The sequence below is a fragment of the Myroides odoratimimus genome (genome assembly GCF_001485415.1).
Classification (GTDB): Bacteria; Bacteroidota; Bacteroidia; order Flavobacteriales; family Flavobacteriaceae; genus Flavobacterium; species Flavobacterium odoratimimum.
Map to the genome: position 1 here is coordinate 96,497 of NZ_BCMQ01000002.1, position 18,726 is coordinate 115,222.

The 18,726-nt window shown below is 36.6% G+C and carries 17 protein-coding genes; all 17 read right to left on the minus strand.

From position 1 onward, the window contains the following. Positions 1-92: 92 nt before the first annotated feature. Positions 93-1,385: a flexirubin biosynthesis putative acyl-CoA ligase FlxY gene (gene flxY, locus MODO_RS02625; RefSeq protein WP_006257940.1), complete on the minus strand. Its 1,293-nt coding sequence runs from the start codon at positions 1,383-1,385 to the stop codon at positions 93-95. Then, complete coding sequence (locus MODO_RS02630; RefSeq protein ID WP_006257939.1) at positions 1,385-3,040, minus strand: acyl-CoA--6-aminopenicillanic acid acyl-transferase; 1,656 nt, start codon at positions 3,038-3,040, stop codon at positions 1,385-1,387. The genes flxY and MODO_RS02630 overlap by 1 nt, the downstream gene beginning before the upstream one ends. Continuing rightward, positions 3,024-4,562, minus strand: coding sequence for a phytoene desaturase family protein (locus tag MODO_RS02635; RefSeq protein WP_006257938.1), 1,539 nt, complete (start codon positions 4,560-4,562; stop codon positions 3,024-3,026). Before MODO_RS02635 ends, MODO_RS02630 begins: the two co-directional genes overlap by 17 nt. A 5-nt stretch (positions 4,563-4,567) precedes the next feature. After that, entirely contained in the window at positions 4,568-8,230 is a 3,663-nt protein-coding gene (locus MODO_RS02640) for a 1-acyl-sn-glycerol-3-phosphate acyltransferase (RefSeq protein ID WP_006257937.1), read from the minus strand. Next, the gene (locus tag MODO_RS02645) at positions 8,230-9,423 is read right to left on the minus strand and encodes a DUF2062 domain-containing protein (protein ID WP_006257936.1); all 1,194 of its coding nucleotides are present in this window, start codon (positions 9,421-9,423) and stop codon (positions 8,230-8,232) included. The genes MODO_RS02640 and MODO_RS02645 overlap by 1 nt, the downstream gene beginning before the upstream one ends. Before the next feature lie 14 nt (positions 9,424-9,437). Beyond that, entirely contained in the window at positions 9,438-9,917 is a 480-nt protein-coding gene (locus MODO_RS02650) for a hypothetical protein (protein ID WP_006257935.1), read from the minus strand. Between the two features lie 2 nt (positions 9,918-9,919). Continuing rightward, positions 9,920-10,288: an ApeI family dehydratase gene (locus MODO_RS02655; protein ID WP_006257934.1), complete on the minus strand. Its 369-nt coding sequence runs from the start codon at positions 10,286-10,288 to the stop codon at positions 9,920-9,922. Positions 10,289-11,269: 981 nt separating this feature from the next. Then, on the minus strand, positions 11,270-11,863 hold the full coding sequence (locus MODO_RS02660) for a porin family protein (protein WP_006257933.1): 594 nt from the start codon (positions 11,861-11,863) through the stop codon (positions 11,270-11,272). Between the two features lie 32 nt (positions 11,864-11,895). Beyond that, positions 11,896-12,468, minus strand: a complete 573-nt coding sequence (locus MODO_RS02665) for a porin family protein (protein ID WP_230486133.1) — start codon at positions 12,466-12,468, stop codon at positions 11,896-11,898. Between the two features lie 33 nt (positions 12,469-12,501). Next, positions 12,502-13,128 carry a flexirubin biosynthesis protein LolB2 gene (lolB2, locus tag MODO_RS02670; protein ID WP_006257931.1) on the minus strand — a complete coding sequence of 209 codons (627 nt, stop codon included), beginning with the start codon at positions 13,126-13,128 and terminating at the stop codon, positions 12,502-12,504. Then, on the minus strand, positions 13,106-13,735 hold the full coding sequence (gene lolA2 / locus MODO_RS02675) for a flexirubin biosynthesis/transport protein LolA2 (protein ID WP_006257930.1): 630 nt from the start codon (positions 13,733-13,735) through the stop codon (positions 13,106-13,108). Before lolA2 ends, lolB2 begins: the two co-directional genes overlap by 23 nt. Before the next feature lie 4 nt (positions 13,736-13,739). After that, positions 13,740-14,501: a polysaccharide deacetylase family protein gene (locus MODO_RS02680; protein ID WP_006257929.1), complete on the minus strand. Its 762-nt coding sequence runs from the start codon at positions 14,499-14,501 to the stop codon at positions 13,740-13,742. Further along, on the minus strand, positions 14,495-15,508 hold the full coding sequence (locus MODO_RS02685; protein WP_059050633.1) for a beta-ketoacyl synthase N-terminal-like domain-containing protein: 1,014 nt from the start codon (positions 15,506-15,508) through the stop codon (positions 14,495-14,497). Before MODO_RS02685 ends, MODO_RS02680 begins: the two co-directional genes overlap by 7 nt. 3 nt (positions 15,509-15,511) lie before the next feature. Then, entirely contained in the window at positions 15,512-16,708 is a 1,197-nt protein-coding gene (locus MODO_RS02690) for a beta-ketoacyl-[acyl-carrier-protein] synthase family protein (RefSeq protein ID WP_006257927.1), read from the minus strand. A 6-nt stretch (positions 16,709-16,714) separates the two neighbouring features. After that, positions 16,715-16,972, minus strand: a complete 258-nt coding sequence (locus MODO_RS02695; protein ID WP_006257926.1) for a phosphopantetheine-binding protein — start codon at positions 16,970-16,972, stop codon at positions 16,715-16,717. Continuing rightward, positions 16,972-17,598, minus strand: a complete 627-nt coding sequence (locus tag MODO_RS02700; RefSeq protein ID WP_006257925.1) for a hypothetical protein — start codon at positions 17,596-17,598, stop codon at positions 16,972-16,974. The genes MODO_RS02695 and MODO_RS02700 overlap by 1 nt, the downstream gene beginning before the upstream one ends. A gap of 2 nt (positions 17,599-17,600) precedes the next feature. After that, on the minus strand, positions 17,601-18,725 hold the full coding sequence (locus MODO_RS02705; RefSeq protein WP_006257924.1) for a beta-ketoacyl synthase N-terminal-like domain-containing protein: 1,125 nt from the start codon (positions 18,723-18,725) through the stop codon (positions 17,601-17,603). Position 18,726 lies beyond the last annotated feature (1 nt).

Genomic DNA, 18,726 nt, shown 5'->3' on the forward strand with positions numbered 1-18,726 from the left:
TGTTTAAAATTTTTTACAAAGATAAATACTAAGGCCATTTATCTACTGATATTTAATATAATATTTTACTACTCTATCTATTTCTAAATAGATCAAACGCGTTTATCAATAAATGTAATAGGTTTACGACTCATTGGATTAAACACGATAGGTTGCAGTGTATCAAATGCTTCAAAGACTACTTTAGGCGCTACACGTAGTTTAGCTCTAAAGGTATCTTTGATATTCTTAGAGAATTCTTGACTCGTATCTTCAGTCACAATGCGAATTACTATCTCATCTGTTCCGATATCATTTGTAGAAACTTCTATAAGATGTAACTTAATCTGAGGAAAAGAATTCAACAAATCTACTATTGCAGGTGGATATAATGTCGTCCCTTTATATTTTATCATATGTCTCTTGCGTCCTTCTACAGGTCCTAAGCGATAAGTATGTCTACCACAACGACAAGGAGATACATGTTTACGCACCATGTCACCTGTCTTAAAACGGATTAAAGGCAGCGCCTCAACCCCCAATGTAGTCACCGTCAACTCTCCTAATTCTCCATCTGCTACTACATGATTCTCGTCATCTAATACTTCAGTGATAATCAACTCCGGATTCACATGTCCTCCTTGTGTAAACTCACATTCTGTAAATGCCGCTCCCATCTCTGTAGAAGCATATGTTGAATATAATTTAATATCCCACTTCTCTGTGATTCGCTGAGCCAGAACAGAAGGTGTCAAATCATCCTTACGAAGCGCTTCTCCAATACAGATTACGCCTTTTACACTACTGTTATTATAGTCTATGTCATTCTTCTCGGCATAGTCTATCAACTTCAATAAAAATGAAGGAACAGCTATTAGATACTTTGGTTGATATTGTAAGATAGAGTCCCATTGCAACTGTGGTATTCCAGCACCTACACGAATAACACCTGCACCCAACTTTCTCAACCCTAAGAAATAAGCCAAACCGGCCATAAATCGTCTATCTATGGTAGTCATTAGTTGTACCACATCCCCCTGTTGTACCCCAGCACATTTGAAGGATTGATACTCATTCTCTGCTAATCGCTCCAAGTCACCATCGGTCAACCCAAATGTAACAGGGTCTCCCAATGTTCCCGAAGTAGTGGCATAATCAATAATAGAAGTTTTAGGTACACAGAAGAAAGCATCATTCTGTCTCTGCAAATCATCTTTAGTTGTCAAAGGTAATTGCTGTAAATCTTCTATTGTTTTAATAGTAGCTATATCAATACCTTTCTCTTTAAACAAAGTTTTATAGAAAGGAGAGTATTCATTGACATAAGCTAAGACTTCTTGTAGCCTTTGCTCTTGATATTTCAGAATATCTTCTTTAGATTGATAATCTATACGAGAACTTTCCATTACTTATTTCTTATTTTCTTTAAATACTTCTTTATTTTTTGTTCGGCAGGTAAGGTTGTCACTTCTTTAGTCAGCGCTGTATTAAACTCCTCACGAGCTAAAGAATACTGCTTCTTTTGCATATAATACAATGCTGTACGGTAATACACTAACCAATACTCAGGATTCAACGCCTGATACGTTTTAATGTATTCCTCTGAGACTTCTTGTTTCTCTTTGATCACTTTCTGAAAGACGTGGTCTTCCACTCTAAAGCGTTCATAATCTCTAAATGCTTTACTATCGATAAACTGGTCTTTCGCTATCGTTAAACTATCTACACCTAAGTGATAATCCTTATTTTCTTTACTAAAGATCTTGTTTAAATCATAAGCCACGAACTCTCCCAGTTGATAAGGATTAGACGACACCCATACCAGTCTTTTCTCTGGTTGAAAGACAATGCCATGGTGTGCTAATAGTTGGTTTAACGCCTTCTCGTTTCCATACCCTATTTCCTTTCCATTCAGTCCTTTTGTATCTCTTAGTATATCAACCATCTTCTGAGGAGTCAACACCTCAGCATTATGTACATACTCGTTGACCTTATCCCATCTGTATTGCGAGTGACTCTCTTCGATTTGTTTTTTATTTCGCTTATCTTTTTTAAAGGCATCGCTTTGAAAGTGATTCGAGCAGATTAATGCACTGCTATTAGGCACTTCATATACCCCAAAGTTCTTTGGTGCTATCTCTATCAATATTGCCTTCCTATCTGCTGCACTCCCCACCATGATAGACTCAGATACAAATACTTTCTTCGTTTTAGCAATGGCGATAGCTTGTTCTATATTGTCAGCATATTGTAGTATCTCACGAGCAACTACAGAGATAGGTGTTTTTGCCTTCAGTGGGATAGAAGACTTTCCTGCATTTAGTGTTACAGTCAGTCCCTTTTCATTCATTCCTGATACCACACCTGTCATACCTCCCCACGTCACAGACATAAACGCATTTCCCTTTTCAGGTTGTATAAAAGCGATTATTTTATTCTCCGCAAAATCATCTCCTACATAAAAGTCAAAGTTTCTCCCTATCAACAAACCACCATCAGCAGAGTTCTCATCCCATACTGCAAGAGATGTACATCCTACTAAAGCTAGATCCTGAAAAGCATGTCCTATGTCATGCGCTCCGTGAAGATAAAGATTGCGCTGGTAAGCTGGTCCTAAGAAATCAAATCGGGTAGTAGCATAGTTACTTAGTCCGTATATCTCAGCTTTGTATTCATTCGGAATATATTGATATAAGTCTCTATTGTAATACTTCAATAGTTTAATCAACATCTTTTGCTTAAATCCTGCTGGTACAAACTCCTCTACTTTTGAGAAGAAGATTGTTTCTTGCTTTTGATACAAATCCTTTGTTAGAGCTCCTGTATTTAATCCAATTTGATAAGGATCACCACTAACATACAATTCCCATAATTGTTGTTTATTCTTACTTAAAAAGCCTTTATCAGTTATGCGAATACTATCCTGTATGATACTAACTTCTGGCGTAGCGGCATCCCATCCTTCAAGAATAGGAATATCTTTCAATCCTTTCTTTACACCACAACTTCCTAATAAGGCACATATAATTAGAGTCCCAATATATCTATACCAATGCTTCATCATCTCTATACTTATTGAGTTTCGTTAGCAAAGAATCTTTATCTACCATCTCTAGACAAGTTACAAATGCACCTATAGTCACTCCCATTACTCCGTGCATACGCACATTCTGCCCTGAGAAGAATAAGTTGCCTATCTTCGATCTCGGAGAGATAAATGTCTTCATAGGGATATTAGCATCCTTGATAAATCCGTACATATTTCCTCGTTCTGACCCTATAAAATCTCTATAAGTCAAGGGCGAAGAGGAATGAACACTCTTTATAGCCCTGCAGATACCAGGATATTTAGACTCTAACTTAGCTAATAGAAGTTGCTCTTTTTCTCGTTTGAAATCCTCATAGCTATTTCCTCTAGTTCCTAGATTCTTAATAGTCGATACATTGTATGTCTCTCCCCATTGTTTGACTTCCTCGAAATCCATATAGGTCATCACTGTCATACTATCTGCCCATTCTTGTGCAGGAGAAGTACAGTTCATAGAAGCTACTAACAAATTAGGCCATCTACCTTCAGCTTTTTGATGTGTATCCCATACATCATCTATACTGTTATAATAGTATATGTTGCTATTCTGATAAGGATAGCACTCTTTTTTAAATACAATATAAAGTGAGAATACCGAAGGTACCTCCTCTAGACTCATAATACGCTTTACAAATGGTTTAGAGAAACTCTCTGTCCCTACCATGCGTATCGTGTGCTTCAAGTTAATATTAGAAACAAACTGATCTGCCGTATACTGCATCCCATCTGCTGTCTTACATGATGCCAATTGTTGGTTGTCAAAAACAAAACCTACAACTTCTTTATTCTTGTAGATCTCTCCTCCATAACTCTTCAGTACTTTGATAAGTGCTCTACTGATTTGACTTCCTCCATTGACACATCTCCAAGCACTCTGTATGTAAGAATTGACTGTCAAGGCATGTACATATAAGGGGGTCTTCTCCTTATCTGCTACGTATAAAAAGTTAGAACCTATAAGCACTGCTTTTAACTTTTCATTACTTGTTATTTCATCTAAGAAATCGATCAACTTAATACTTACGATATTCTCGTCATATCCTTTCCCCCCTTCGAGGTAATACATCGGGAAGCGGTGACAGATATCATTGATAGTATCACAATACTTGCGCAGTGCGACCTCTTCTTCAGGGAAGAACACAAGTAATTGTTGCACAAAGTTTTCATACCCTTGTGCATGTGGATAATCAATCATTTCGTCTTCAAAGGAGATAAAGTCATATCCATTCTCATCTAAGCGATATAGTTTCAACTTATCCATAATCTCTAGATAAGAGAAATACTTATACAGATTCTCACCGACATCTAGACCTCCGATATAGTGTACCCCTGTATCGAACACAGACTTATCACGAGCGAACGTCTGTAGGTTACCTCCATACTGTGTGTTCTTCTCCAGTACGCAGACTTTCTTTCCTTCTTTTGCTAATATTACAGCAGAAGCTAATCCCCCAAGACCGCTTCCTATCACAACTACATCATACTTCTTCTCCATAACTTTTATTCTCTTAGATACACACTGATATATTCATTCTGTACAGATAATTTGAAACTTCTATCAGGTACATACTCCTTTACTTTTCTATGTAACACTACTATCTTATGGATAGTAGTAGGTACTTCACCACTTACTATTGTAGATACTAACAGCGTATTGACACTACCATCTATTTCAAATACATCAGTTATATATTCTACCGTTCTACACTTTGTTACATAATTGGTTTGTGCTACGCTACGCTTGTAATCATCTTGAATATAAGCATACACTTTGCGCTTGCTCTGTTGTAAAGTTAACAAGAAATTAATCTGTCCATAGTCCTCTCCTACATGCAATATCTTCTCTTTGTCAGACAAGTGATTATCCAATTCATAATAGTCCTCTGCATAATGCTTAAAATCATCTTTCACCTCTTTCAAGATACTGCCTTCTTTATAAAAATATCCTAAGAACAATTTACGTCTAAAGTAATTCTTATCCTCTAGTTGTCTTCTAATAGCTCTAAACTGTTCTTTGTAGAATTTACTTATCTTCTTTGTTCGCTCTGAGTAATCCTCACCATACGATCTATCTTCATAAGTAATGCGTTCTCCTACTGTAGTAATAATGTGCCCTCCATATATGATATAATCTCTCTTTCCATTAACCTCAGCATTCCCATGTATATACATAGGTATAATATCTAACTTCAAGGTCTCTGCTAAGAAGAAAGCTCCTTTGTGGAAGCGCTGTACATCATTGGTCAATGAGCGTGTTCCTTCAGGAAATATCATCAACGAGAATCCTTGTTTCACACGTTCCTCTAAGTGCTCTACACTGTTATCTACCCCATTAGATACAGGATAGAACCCAGCCATCTGTACCGCTCTACCAAAGATAGGTGACTTATACACCCAGTCATTCACTAGATAGACTATATTTGAGTTAACCATTCCTATCGTCAATGAATCTAAGAATGACGTATGATTAGCTATAATAACTGCTGGCTTCTTGAAGTCTTCTTTTTGCTTATTGATAATCCCTTTTTTCACAAATGGGTTTAAGTATAATACAGAAGCCATATACAAAGACATTCCCTTGCCAAACAACCTCAACTTAACTACTTTTCGCATAGGCAATATGAACATCAATATCCTTGCAATAAAAGAGTACAATACACCACATACCCCAAAATAGGTAAATGATACAATACTAAACAATAATAAACGCAACGTAATAGGTGACTTTCCTTTCTGCTGTCTATTTGTAAAACAGAAGCGATATAAACGAGGATATAATACAAATGCCGAAATAGCCGATACAGACAATCCTATCAAAGACACTACAGAGATAGAACGCAAGGCTGGATGTTTCGCAAATATCAGTGTACCTATAGCTAATAGTGTTGTCAATACAGCCAAGATAATAGACGAACGATACATCACACTCTCATTCTTACCCGTTGTATATTCTTTCTGTAGGGCACTGGTCATAAATATAGTGAAGTCCACTCCCTGACCGAATATCAAGGTACACACGATCGAACTAAAGATATTAAACTCTATGTGAAACAGTCCCATCAGACCTGTAGTAATAAATCCGGTAATAATGATCGGTACCATACTCACTAGTACCATCTCTATACGTCTAAAGAAAAACCATAGAATCAACAATACAGCAATCAAAGAATAATTGACCAAACTCGTAAAGTCTTTCACCAGATTACTCAAGAAAGTCTCATTAATAGCCTTCCTATCAATCACCAAATACTCTTCTGGCCCTTTTAACTCATCGACAAATGCAACTCTATTGTTTTCTTGTACTTTGACCAACGTATTAATTGTATAGAATCCATCCTTCTCTATGAAGAACTCATCCATAATCTGAGGATTCAACTTTGTATATTCTTGAATTGGAATAACACCAAAGCTCGTATCTAATAAATCATAGAACCCCTCATACGTACTTTCCATAAAGTCATATCGCTGTCCTTCTCTGATCAGTGTATGCTTTATACTTGATATATTTTGCTTTGCCCAGAATGTGTCCCAAAGCTTAATCTTCTGCTCTTGTTGACTCTTAGATAATACAATATTGCCTAGTGAACTATACTGCAAGATATGTCCATCTGCTTTCTCACTCTTTAAGTGCTGAGCTAGTCGTGCATTATCTTCTACCACATCATCTACAGATTCTCCATAGCACGTTATATACAAGGATTTACTATTGCTATCTAAGGTACTATTGAGCTTTTCTTCTGCTTGTTTTAATTCTTCTGGAAAGTAGTTCATCGAAGACAAATCCTTATCGAAAGTAGTCTTGTCAAAAGTAAAACAACTTACTACAATCGCTAAAAGACATAGTCCAAACAACCACTTACTCTTATCAAAGGGAAACTTAGCTACTTTATCTATTAGTGTATTCGACTTGCCTACCAAATCTTTCTCAGACGGTTTATACAGATGAGGTATGAATAGCAAGGAGAATAGACCTGCTGCCATCACTGTAATAGACGCAAATATTCCCAAGTCTTTTAAGGCTTCTGAATGCACAAATACTAGACATAAAAAGGCAATGGCTGTCGTAGCACAACTCATTATGATAGGTCTAGTGATCTCTCTATACACTTCTTTTATATCTCCACTATGCTTGTAGTGTGTCATAATATGCAGGGCGTAGTCTATCGTAATTCCTATCAATATAGCCCCTACACTCAACGATATAGCAGATATAGAATCCTTGATAAAATACAAGACAAACAAGGCTACTAATGCAGCACATATAGTCGGTATAAACAGTATGACTGGAATAAATAGTTTGCGATAAAAGGCTACTAATAGAACCATGAGCACTGTCACAGATATAGCTACGGTCTTCTGTATATCACTCTTGATCTGCTTAGCATTAGCTACAGCTACAAAAGAAGCTCCGAAATAATCTACACTTACTTTATCAGCATACGTTCCATTCAAGCTCTCTTTTACCTCTTCTAAATAGTTGATAAAAATAGTATTGTGCTCCGTCTCTGTACCGTCATATACAGGATCAATGAACAAGAGTAGCTTATCCTCATCTTTGTTCATGATATACCCATCCACAAGGTGGAAGTCATCACCGATATTGAGTTGTTGCAGCTTCTGTAGTGCCATAAAGCCTATCCCCATTGGGTCTCGCTGTATGAACTGCTTCGCTACCATTCCCGTAGGAGAGATTAGCGTCTTATAGTTGGCTTCTACGACTTGCTTTAAACTATCATTATTCAGTTTGACAGCTATTTTTTCATAGTCACTTTCTTCTAAAAACAGGGGCAAGTGTGCATAGACAAAGTTAATTGCTTCATTGATATTCTCATCATCTACCTTGCCTTGTATAGACTTGACATATTCGTTCTTCACCGCTAGAGAATCTAAGAACTGATCAGCTAACGTCACTAAGTCTTCTGTAGTTCCCTCTTGTTGTTTCTCTATGATAACTGATATCTTATCTGAGAAACGCAGCTGACTAAGTACTTTCGAAGTGATACTTGTCTTTTCATTCTTTGGTAATATACGAGTGATATCCTCTTCAAACTTAATATTTAAAGCCCCATAAGCTGTTAATACCACAAAAAGTAAGGATAGTATAAAGAACATTACTTTGTTCTTCTCTCCCCATTTATAAATATGATAAAATACACTTGACATTACTTCCTTTTTTTATTGAATACAGATAATAATACATAACTCACTGTTCCGAACAGTACACTCATTACACTTGCTAGGACGATACTTCCCACTAGATACTGTACTAAGTGTGCAGACATAGAGGTTATAGAATACTCATCTAAGATAATATCTTTCGTCCCATGTGGAACCAAATAATATCCTAGCTGCAAAGATGCAAATACGATAATAGGTATCATCGGTGGTATACTCACATTCGAAAACGTAAATGCCAACACTTTATTCAACCTGAATGTGATAGCTAAAAAAATAGATAAGAACGACTGTAGTCCCCACAGTGGCGCTATACCGATAAATACCCCTAGTCCTATAGATATCGCTTTGACCCTATTCGAATCATCACTTCCTAGTATATCTTCTCTCAAAAAATCTTTAAACCTTTTTTTTTTGAAACGTCTAAAAAAATTCCTTGGGATAATATAGACCAACAGTAAGGTTACCAAAACTGTATTCAGTATACTAATACGCGTAAAGTCCTTAAATGGTCTAAAGTGAGATACCCGCTCAGACTCATCATAGAGTACTTGTACAGGTACATTGCGCACAGCTACATCATTCCATGCTGCTCGCACAATAACCTCTATTTCGAATTCAAATTTATTTGTGTAATATTTCTTTGCCAAAGACTGCAAAGGATATAAGCGATACCCTGATTGAGTATCTGTCAAAGTAATACCCGTCTCAAACCAAAACCAAAAGTTAGAAAATCGGTTGCCAAAGCTACTCTTCTTCGGTACACCCTCTTGCTCCATATTGCGAGAACCAATAAGCAATAGGTTCTTCTCTTCACTCTCCATCAACGCCTGGACAAACACAGGAATATCACTCGGATAATGTTGTCCATCACTATCTATTGTGATAGCATATTGATACCCTTGGCGTATAGCTTCTCTAAACCCAACAGTCAGTGCATTTCCTTTCCCCTTATTCTCTGGTAAATGAATAGTATGCAACTCTCTGTTATAATCTGCTAAAATAGCTGAGGTATCATCTGTAGAGCCATCGTTAATGACAATTATCTTATTCGTATAAGACAATACTCCATCGATAACACGCCGTAAAGTCTTGTGGTTATTATAAGTGGGAATCAAGACACAAATGCCCAATTCGCCTATGGTATTATGTATGTTAGGTAAGGTAAGGTCTTCTTTCATTTATTCATCTTCCATTACAGAAGTTTATTTCTGTCATCAGTAGTAAATGCTTTTGATTGTTTCGCATAACTACTAATCCATTTCTTTACATCAGCAGACTGATTGCTATAGTTCTCTAGTATTACCAGTTTATCTTCTTGTATATTCGCTTTATACTTCACGATATTCGGTACGTGTTCTTGTATGATGAGCCTGATTAATCTTATTTCTACATCCTTTGGCTTACTAGCTACTGCTCCATCTAGCAGTGCAGCCCCCTGTACGATTAGCGCTTTTTTATTCTTAATACCTTTCTCGAATTTAGCTTTCGTGATTAGCGCACTTCCTTTGTAAGCATTGCCCAAATCTGTGTTATCTAATTTTAGAGTCTGATTATAGAACGCTTCTGCTAGTTCTACAGACTCTCCCGCGTGTTCAAAACGTTCTCTGATACTAGTCGTCGAAGTCTGAAACAGCATCATTGCACTAATGAAAATAACAGTTAAGAATTTCATATCTATTTCTTGCTATAAGTACTACTCATTTTTAAAGCGATAGTACCTACAAAGTCGATAGTACTCTTCACCTTTACGATTTCGTCTACCTCATCTACCTGTAGCGAAAACGTTAGTTCATTACACTTCTCAGGATTAATCAAGGCCATAAACTTCACATTGATTACCTGTTCCATAAAAAGTTCACACTTCGAGATTGATTCAGACAATTCTTTAATGATCTGCATCATACATATACCAGGCATTACAGGATTATTTGGAAAATGTCCTTTAAATACATCATGCGTGGTATTTAATCGTACTAAGGCAGTATATTGATTCGCTGTAGTCTCTTCTAAATTAACTACTTCATAAAAATTGTCGATAAGCATAAATACCTATATTATTTCTTAAAAAAACTTTAATGCAAAACTAATTAAAAAAAACATACTGTTATTTAAACGCCATTTAACTTCTTCACAAAAAAAACAGAAGTTCTAGCATTTATTTTCTTATTTAATCTATATTCTTCAGCAAATAACAATAAAATTTCCCTGCATATTAGGTTAATTTTTAATTATACACAAAAGAAATAAATATATAATAGAAACTCATTATATCACCTCTATTCATCCTTTCACCACTCCTATACAGAATATAACACATTAATTACAAAACGATTAACACACTAAAACTCCTCCTTTCAAAACAATACGTAGCTACTTCTCTACTGACTGCATCACCCAATATTCATCACAGAAATAACAACACTCCACAATGCAGACTAGAAACACAAAGGTAAAAAACAGACTAAAATTCATATTTCGCCCTAATTTCTCTATTTTTCCGAGTATACAAAATCGGGGTGGTCGGCTTGTGGTCGGCATATGATAGGCATTTGGTCGGCTTAAAAATATTGTTTTAAGCCGACCACATACCCAGCACTAGCCTAGCATACTGGAAACATAGTGAGCTAAACATATCGTATTTTACACCTATTGTATCTTAAATAGCACACATTGCACTACTTATCTGTAAATAAAAAGTAGGTAATCAAGAAAATTATATACTTAAAAAAGGGATAAAATTGACACGCTAAACTGTCTAGAAAGGAGGCAAACACTAAAATAATGTAATACTAGTATCTGTCTGAATAAAACGATTTTATGATCTGTTCTCCTAATTTTAGGATGTGATCCTCCCTTATACAATGTCACACTAGGCTTCCTAATACGAACGAAATTTCAAAAACTACAAATACTATTAGCTCTGTATATCGAGTAAATAATCATGAAAAAACAGCCATAAAAAAAGTCGATTAAACGCAATGTTATTGCGTTTAATCGACTTTGAATATATTTATATACTGTGTACTAGAACTTCAAATAGGCTCCTATCTGAAATGTATTATTACGCATATAATCCGAATCATCATATCGACTACTATAGTGATACTCATCAGCAGATGCATTAATACTCACTATACCAGGCATCCAGCGAGCTTCTATCCCGATGCGCTTGGTAATATCGATACCGATACCGAGGTTAAGTGTTAAGTCAATAGGAGTGACATTATACTTACTGCTATTCGTTGCTATAGCTAAACCAGGTCCTGCTTGTAAATTAATCTTACCAAAATAGAATTTATTAATCACGTTAATGTCTATGTAACTAAGTTTTAATTCATCTGCATCTCGCTGATACGGATCATAATGTGGATTATTATTTGTTCCTTTCACTCCTTGACGTGAGTATATCAGCTCAGGTTGTAATTCATAAAATCTAGCAAAACGAATAGGCAATTGTATCCCTGCGTAAAAATCAGTGCGATAATCTCCACCTATATTAGTTACATTACTAATACTCCAACCACCGCGTATACCGGGATTAAGTATCTTTCTCTTCTCTTTAGCATAAGACTGACTTACCCCCATGACTATTAAAAGTGTAAGTAATAGTTTTTTCATAATTATAGTGTGTTTATAGTAGCCAAAAGAGATTAGAATCTAAAGTAAGTTCCTACTTGAAGTATATTGTTGCGCATTTCGCCATTATCACTATCATAGTAATAATCATTAATACCAATCAGACCAGGCATCCAGCGAGCTTCTATCCCGATGCGCTTGGTAATATCAATACCGACACCTAAATTAATAGTTAGGTCTACTGGGGTCATTTCTGATACGTTATTATGAGCTTGGATGGCAATACCTGGTCCTACCTGAAGATTCAATCGACCAAAGTGAAACTTATTAATCACATTGATATCAATATACCCCATTTTTAAATCAACTGAACGACCATGTCCATTCTCATAATAGATTCTGTCAACGATATTATCTGCCCCTTGACGAGAGTACACTAATTCTGGTTGAAGCGAATAAAACTTAGCTAAGCGTATAGGAAGTTGCACCCCTACATAGAAGTTTGTACGGGAGTCCCCCCCAGAGTTTACAACACTGCTAAAGTTCCATCCTCCACGAACACCAGGCGTTAGTATTCTTTGTTTCTTTTGTGCATAAGACTGACTTATACCCATGATTAATAAAAGTGTAAGTAATAGTTTTTTCATAATTATAGTATCTGTGTGGTTCATACTTCTTATTTACTCATCAGTCATAGGGGTAAGTATTATACGCATCGGAAAATTGTAATGTTCTATCGATAAGATAGGCTTATCATTCTCTGATTGTACATAATTATATGATACTTTAGCTTTCTTCGGTGTACCATAGACTAGGCGAGAAACTCTGCCTAAGGCATTGTCCCAAAACACGACAGTCTCTAACTTATTATACCTTCCTAAGAAGACTGTATCGTCTTCTCTTAGACTAAGTTTCTTCACAGGTAACTGAACAGCAGTAAACAACTGAAAATCTTTAGCTAAGATATTTAATATTAGCTTCTTATTTATATCACTCATCACATAATTAACAGCATATTTATCCGAATAAATAGAAAAATCAAATAATGTGTTTCCAAAATCAGAAGTCATAACCACTCTGTGCTGATTCTCATCCATGCGCTTAACCACTAAGAGCCCACTTAGTTCGTGTTTAAACACTGTCATATTTGCCCTAAAGATGTGTTCTTCACCTAGGGTAGCAAAATAGTTATTCTCGATAACACTCTCCTGAGTAATAAAGCTATCTGTATAAATACCATCGAGCTTAATACTCTTACACGATACCGCTAAAAGGCTACACAGACTAATTAGTAAAACTCGAATCATTTAGTTTGATATTCGTTTTCTTATTCTTAAATACGATGCGTGTGTAGTCATCCGAAGGCTCCACTAACTTCACTTCAGATACAGTACTCTGCCCTTCATCGAAGTATAAAACGATTTGTGAGATATACTGAGATATATCTTTACTTAGAGGGATAAGCTTCGCTATACTGCGTTTATTATCTCTGAAATAAGAAATTTTAAACTCCTTTTCATCAAACATATTCCCACTGATACTGCCTACAATAAGGTTATTGATCTTAGCGAACTTCTTATTATTTCCTATATCTACCTTGTTTTTCTTGCCTTGATCATTGATACTTATTTTATTGTCTTTAAAGGCAATGCTGTACTCAAACGGCGTACTGTATTTCCACAGTAGCTTATTAGGCACTTGTAGTAGCATTTCACCTTTTGACTCGATATCTTTTGACATAAAGCTCATATGCTTATACTGCGTAAAGTCTGTAGATAAACTTGTTATTTCTTTGGTTTTAGAGACAACCTCTTTCTTAAATGAAGCAATCTCAGCTTGACTCATTGCTTTTTCTTGTGCCAATGAGACTGTTGTCATCACCAGTAAAAACAATGTACTTAATACCTTTTTCATACGTTTAATCATTTAATAATTGGTCTAGAGTGACCATCTCATATCCCTGTTTAGTCAGTTCGATAAGCAGTAGCTCTAGCGCCTGCACACTCTTATCTGTCGTATCGTGTAGTAAGATAATAGCTCCAGGTCTAATCTTGTGTTTTATACGTTCAAAAATACGTTGTTCTGTTTCAATAACAGTATCTAAAGACCGAATATTCCATCCTGCTATCTTATAAGTTGTTCTAGCCAAGGCTTTAGCGATATTAGGATTAGTCACCCCAAAAGGAGGTCTGTACCACCTCGGTCTAATACCGGTGGTATCTACTATCGTCTGTTCTGCTGTTATTATCTCTTGATAAACCTCATCTGCTGAGAGAAACCCCATACGTGTAGTGTGTGTCTGGGTATGGTTGCCAATAAGATGACCTTGTGCTAACACCTGTAGAAGAATGTCAGGATGCTGTGCTACTTGATTGCCAATGCAAAAGAAAGTTGCTTTTGCCTTATACTGTGCCAATAATTCAAGTACTTTAGGAGTGAATAGGGTAGGACCATCATCAAAGGTAAGGGCTATACGCTTGCGCTTCTCCTGTTTTTGATGAGATACAGCCTTTGTAAACACGTTTAATCTCATATCAAATGCACCCCAAGCAAGTAAGCCTATCCAAAGCACTCCACCTAAGATAAACCACCAACTGCGAACTGAATCTGTAAAAATAAGAATAACAACTACTGTTGAATACAAGATTCCAAAGAAGTTGATACGTTTAAATCTCAGCATTTTCTAAGTAAAGTTAAACTGTGGTCTTTTCCGTCAAACTGATTATACACTAAAACATACGTTACCGACTTGGACTCACCTGTGCTAAATAGTTGTTGGTATTTAAGCATTTCGCAGGCATTTAAAAGACCAAATGCCGAAGCAGTATGATACTCTCCACTAAACTCTTTGAACATCTCTACGGCACTATTTGCACACGTAGTTTGCGCATGTAAGTAATAATCTCCATCGTTCGAAGTCAGATTACTACCCAGTACTAAAACGTCAATCTGCTCAGTAGTTAAGTTATTTCGAGACAAGAAGCTTTCGATAAAGTCTTGTACTGAATCTATTCTGTTGCAAATATCTGTGTCGACAATCTCCGCATAAGACTGCTCAGACTGCTGCTTATTTAATACTAAGAAAGTAGCTCCCTCCCCATAGTTAACCCCTTTAGAGAATATCTCTTCTGGTGTATTTATCTTCTTCGCCAATTGAAGAAATCTCATCGTAATATCTCCTATCTCATCTACACCTCCGATTAAAGCATTGTTTAACTCACCTGACTGTATCTGTAAAATACCGTCCAAAAGAGCAGACTCAAAAGAAGTATTTTGATGTACATAAGTAAAGTTATATCCCATACACTGTAGCTGTAGAGCTATCTGCCCACCTACTGTATTATGGGTAGATTGAATAAACGAAGTAGGAGTAAGGTAACTCTCGTTGTTCTCTAACATCGTAGATAAAAACTTCTCAGAGTCTATCAGACACCCTAATCCTGTGCCAGTAATCACAGCGTCAGGTATCGTTATATTAGCCTCTTCTAATGCGGTATGTGAAGCGAATATCCCCATCTTCACCCCCTTAGCCATACGTCTAATCATCCCAGCAGGGATAAGATCTCTATAAGAAGGTTGTTTCGCTAGATTAATACCCTGAGACACCTGTGTTAAAGATGTAGCTTTAAAGTTTCTAGATCCCTCTTGACAAGAGACAGACCCTAGTCCATTTACATACACTTTCATAGCTTAGATTTTAGAGAAGATAACAGTCGAACAATTACCTCCAAAACCAAAAGAATTTGATAATACAGTATTAATCTCTTTGTGCATTAGAGTAGTCTGTGGTCTTATCGAAAGTTCTTCCATTGGAGTAACGAAGTTTTGGTTCGGAAATACTACACCATGTGTCATTGCAAGTATACTATATACCGATTCTATAGCTCCTGCTGCTGCAAGAGTATGCCCTGTATAGGGCTTTGTAGAGCTAAACACAGGCATAGCATCTTCGAATATGCGTTGCATCGCTCTTCCTTCTGATAAATCGTTGTTCGGAGTAGCCGTACCATGTGCATTGACATAATCGATTTGATTAGGAGATAGATTAGCCATTTTTAATGCCTTTTGCATCGCTAAGTAAGCACCTTCACCATTCTCTGATGAGGCTGTCTGATGGTATGCATCATTGGCATTAGCATATCCACTTACTACACCTAGTATAGTTCTACCGTCTGCTATAGCGATATCTTCACGCTCTAGTACTAAATAAGCAGCAGCTTCTCCTAGATTTAATCCTTTGCGATTGTGATCAAATGGCGTATTATATCCATCTGTAAGAATCATCAAGGTATTAAACCCATTAACGGTAAACTTAGACAATGCATCAGTACCTCCTACGATAACACGGTCTAACTTACCCACTCTAAGCAATCTAGATCCTTGCATAATCGCATTCGCAGCAGAAGAACACGCAGTACTAATCGTAGTCACTAATCCGTGAAGTCCTAAATAATCTGCTATCTTCTCTGTAGAGTCACCAGCTCCCTGTGTATCAATATACTTTCTGCTCTCTACGCTAGTCTCAAACTCATAAAAGAACTTCTCAGTATAATCCATTCCACCTACAGAAGTAGAAGATATCAATCCCGTCTTACGGTCATTGATATCTTGTATTCCTGCATTTGTAACAGCCTCTCTAGCTGCATATGCTCCTAGTAAAGCTGTACGCGTATAATTATTATCACTGCTCAATCCTAGTGCTGTAATTAACTCCTCAGTAGTCATTTTGACTTCACCTACTTTAATTACTCCACGGTGAATAGACTCGAATAAAGTCAGTTCATCTATACCAGATTGACCTGAAATAAGGGCATTGTAGTTCTCTTCGACAGTATTACCTATCGCAGAGATAATCCCCATACCTGTAATAACGATACGCTTCTGCATAGCAAATTATTTAGTTCTGTTAGCAGCAATATAAGTTGCCATTGTTTCAACTGACTGAAAGATACTACGTCCTTCTTTTGGATCACTTAACTTAATCCCGTAATCTTTGTCCATTAATACAATTAACTCTAAAGCATCAATAGAGTCTAATCCTAGACCATCGCCGAATAGTGGATCGTTATCTTGGATATCTTCCACTGCAATATCTTCTAAGTTTAATACTTCAATGATTTTTCCTTTTAATTCAATCTTTAAATCTTCCATTATATCTTATGTATTTCTTTAATATTCTCTTTTGTGTGTTCTATTTTTCCTTGTTGTTGAGGTTCTACGACATACCCAAAGAACTGATACGTTCCTTCTAAATACTCTACCCAAGCACAGACAACCTTCTTCGCTCTATTAGTCTCTAGTAAATACGATGCTTGTGCATACATCAAATCAATATCGAAACGAGGCGAAATAAAAAACGTGTTCTCTGACTGTAGTTTATGTCTTATACTAACCTCTGCCAAACATATATTAGCCAATGTATAGACAAATACGGCAGGGCTAGGATAGAAGTTATCTCTGTCCACTATCGTCTCACTGTGTTTCAAGTCTGTATCTAGACTAGAACTAGCATTGCTAAACAACAGTGCAATATCATGGGTCGGTTTTTCAAATACCTCATCCATCAATAAACATTCTGCTCCAATAAACGCTAGCTTACTCATCGGATCCATTTTGAAAAACTTCGAATAATCTATTTCATTTGCTTTATAATATGCCTTAACAAAGGCAGCAAAGTCACCTTTATCTCCAGTAAATACGACTTTATCATTAAGGCTAACTACTTCGTCTGATACAGTACACCATTTGCTGATGCTATATTTATATTGTTCAGTCATATTTAATTTCGTTTAGCAATTAATAAAGCAGTATTAGACCCCCCAAAACCAGACGCTGTCTTCAAGGCAATATTTAAAGGTAATGTACTCTTCGTCGTAATCATATTCAAGACTCTAGATACACCTGATACTTCATAACCTCTAGAGACAACCAATTGATTGTGCAGCATACTTTCTATCACCATCACAAGTTCTAACAGTCCTGCAGCTCCTAGTGTATGTCCAAAATACCCTTTCAGACTATGAATAGGTGTAGTAGCCAAAGCACATCTATCAAAAGCGATAGACTCCATCTCATCGTTATAGTTAGTCGCTGTACCATGAGCAGATACTAAATCAACTTGCTCAGCTGTAATACCCGCTTCTCGCAATGCTCCTTGTATACTTAGATACAGTCCTTCTCCTGTACGTGAAGGGCCTGATATATGGTTTGCATCTGCTATAGAAGCTTCTCCTATCACTTCGAATGCTACTGTGTGCTCCTTGTGCTCTGATGATAAATGTATCGCTGCTGTAGCTTCACCTAGTGTAACTCCTTTTCGAGTAACATCAAAAGGTCTACATGGCTCATCACTCATCGCCTGAAAACTATTGAAGCCAGATACTACAAATGGCGTTAATTCATCCCCTGCTAGAATATAAGCATCGTCGCATTCTCCCATCTGTATCATTCTCTTACCGACTGACACTGCCAAGATACCCGATACACAAGCATTACAAACGACAATAGGTAGTGTACTAAATCCAAACAAATCTGCTATGCGCTGTATCATCACATTGATATCTGCACCTGTAGCACCTGTATGAGCTAGGTCGCTAATATTACCTTTAGTCGTAGCTAGAATCAGCTGTGACTTAACAGAAGGTTTTTTTTTGTCTATAATAGGCTTAAGTGCAAGGATAAGCATCTTCTCTAAGCGTGTATATACACCTGATATATTCAGCTTACTCCACTGTACTTCTATACTAGTATCCTCTATCTGACCTGCATAGATATCCTCTATAAAGCCAAGTTGTTTGACTTTCTTTATTCCTGATCGACCTTCTTGTATTCCTTGCCATGTTAGTTGCTTATCAGCACCTACACTACTCAGACAAGAAGTAGATGTGATATATACTTTCTTCATA

What these genes read in the sequence shown, in the direction of transcription:
- MODO_RS02680 (WP_006257929.1), bottom strand. Translation starts at nt 14,501, where the DNA reads ATGCTGAGATTTAAACGTATCAACTTCTTTGGAATCTTGTATTCAACA.
- MODO_RS02645 (WP_006257936.1), bottom strand. Translation starts at nt 9,423, where the DNA reads ATGAAAGAAGACCTTACCTTACCTAACATACATAATACCATAGGCGAA.
- MODO_RS02690 (WP_006257927.1), bottom strand. Translation starts at nt 16,708, where the DNA reads ATGCAGAAGCGTATCGTTATTACAGGTATGGGGATTATCTCTGCGATA.
- flxY (WP_006257940.1), bottom strand. Translation starts at nt 1,385, where the DNA reads ATGGAAAGTTCTCGTATAGATTATCAATCTAAAGAAGATATTCTGAAA.
- MODO_RS02705 (WP_006257924.1), bottom strand. Translation starts at nt 18,725, where the DNA reads ATGAAGAAAGTATATATCACATCTACTTCTTGTCTGAGTAGTGTAGGT.
- MODO_RS02695 (WP_006257926.1), bottom strand. Translation starts at nt 16,972, where the DNA reads ATGGAAGATTTAAAGATTGAATTAAAAGGAAAAATCATTGAAGTATTA.
- MODO_RS02685 (WP_059050633.1), bottom strand. Translation starts at nt 15,508, where the DNA reads ATGAAAGTGTATGTAAATGGACTAGGGTCTGTCTCTTGTCAAGAGGGA.
- MODO_RS02630 (WP_006257939.1), bottom strand. Translation starts at nt 3,040, where the DNA reads ATGAAGCATTGGTATAGATATATTGGGACTCTAATTATATGTGCCTTA.
- MODO_RS02660 (WP_006257933.1), bottom strand. Translation starts at nt 11,863, where the DNA reads ATGAAAAAACTATTACTTACACTTTTAATAGTCATGGGGGTAAGTCAG.
- lolA2 (WP_006257930.1), bottom strand. Translation starts at nt 13,735, where the DNA reads ATGAAAAAGGTATTAAGTACATTGTTTTTACTGGTGATGACAACAGTC.
- MODO_RS02700 (WP_006257925.1), bottom strand. Translation starts at nt 17,598, where the DNA reads ATGACTGAACAATATAAATATAGCATCAGCAAATGGTGTACTGTATCA.
- MODO_RS02665 (WP_230486133.1), bottom strand. Translation starts at nt 12,468, where the DNA reads ATGAAAAAACTATTACTTACACTTTTATTAATCATGGGTATAAGTCAG.
- MODO_RS02635 (WP_006257938.1), bottom strand. Translation starts at nt 4,562, where the DNA reads ATGGAGAAGAAGTATGATGTAGTTGTGATAGGAAGCGGTCTTGGGGGA.
- MODO_RS02650 (WP_006257935.1), bottom strand. Translation starts at nt 9,917, where the DNA reads ATGAAATTCTTAACTGTTATTTTCATTAGTGCAATGATGCTGTTTCAG.
- MODO_RS02655 (WP_006257934.1), bottom strand. Translation starts at nt 10,288, where the DNA reads ATGCTTATCGACAATTTTTATGAAGTAGTTAATTTAGAAGAGACTACA.
- lolB2 (WP_006257931.1), bottom strand. Translation starts at nt 13,128, where the DNA reads ATGATTCGAGTTTTACTAATTAGTCTGTGTAGCCTTTTAGCGGTATCG.
- MODO_RS02640 (WP_006257937.1), bottom strand. Translation starts at nt 8,230, where the DNA reads ATGTCAAGTGTATTTTATCATATTTATAAATGGGGAGAGAAGAACAAA.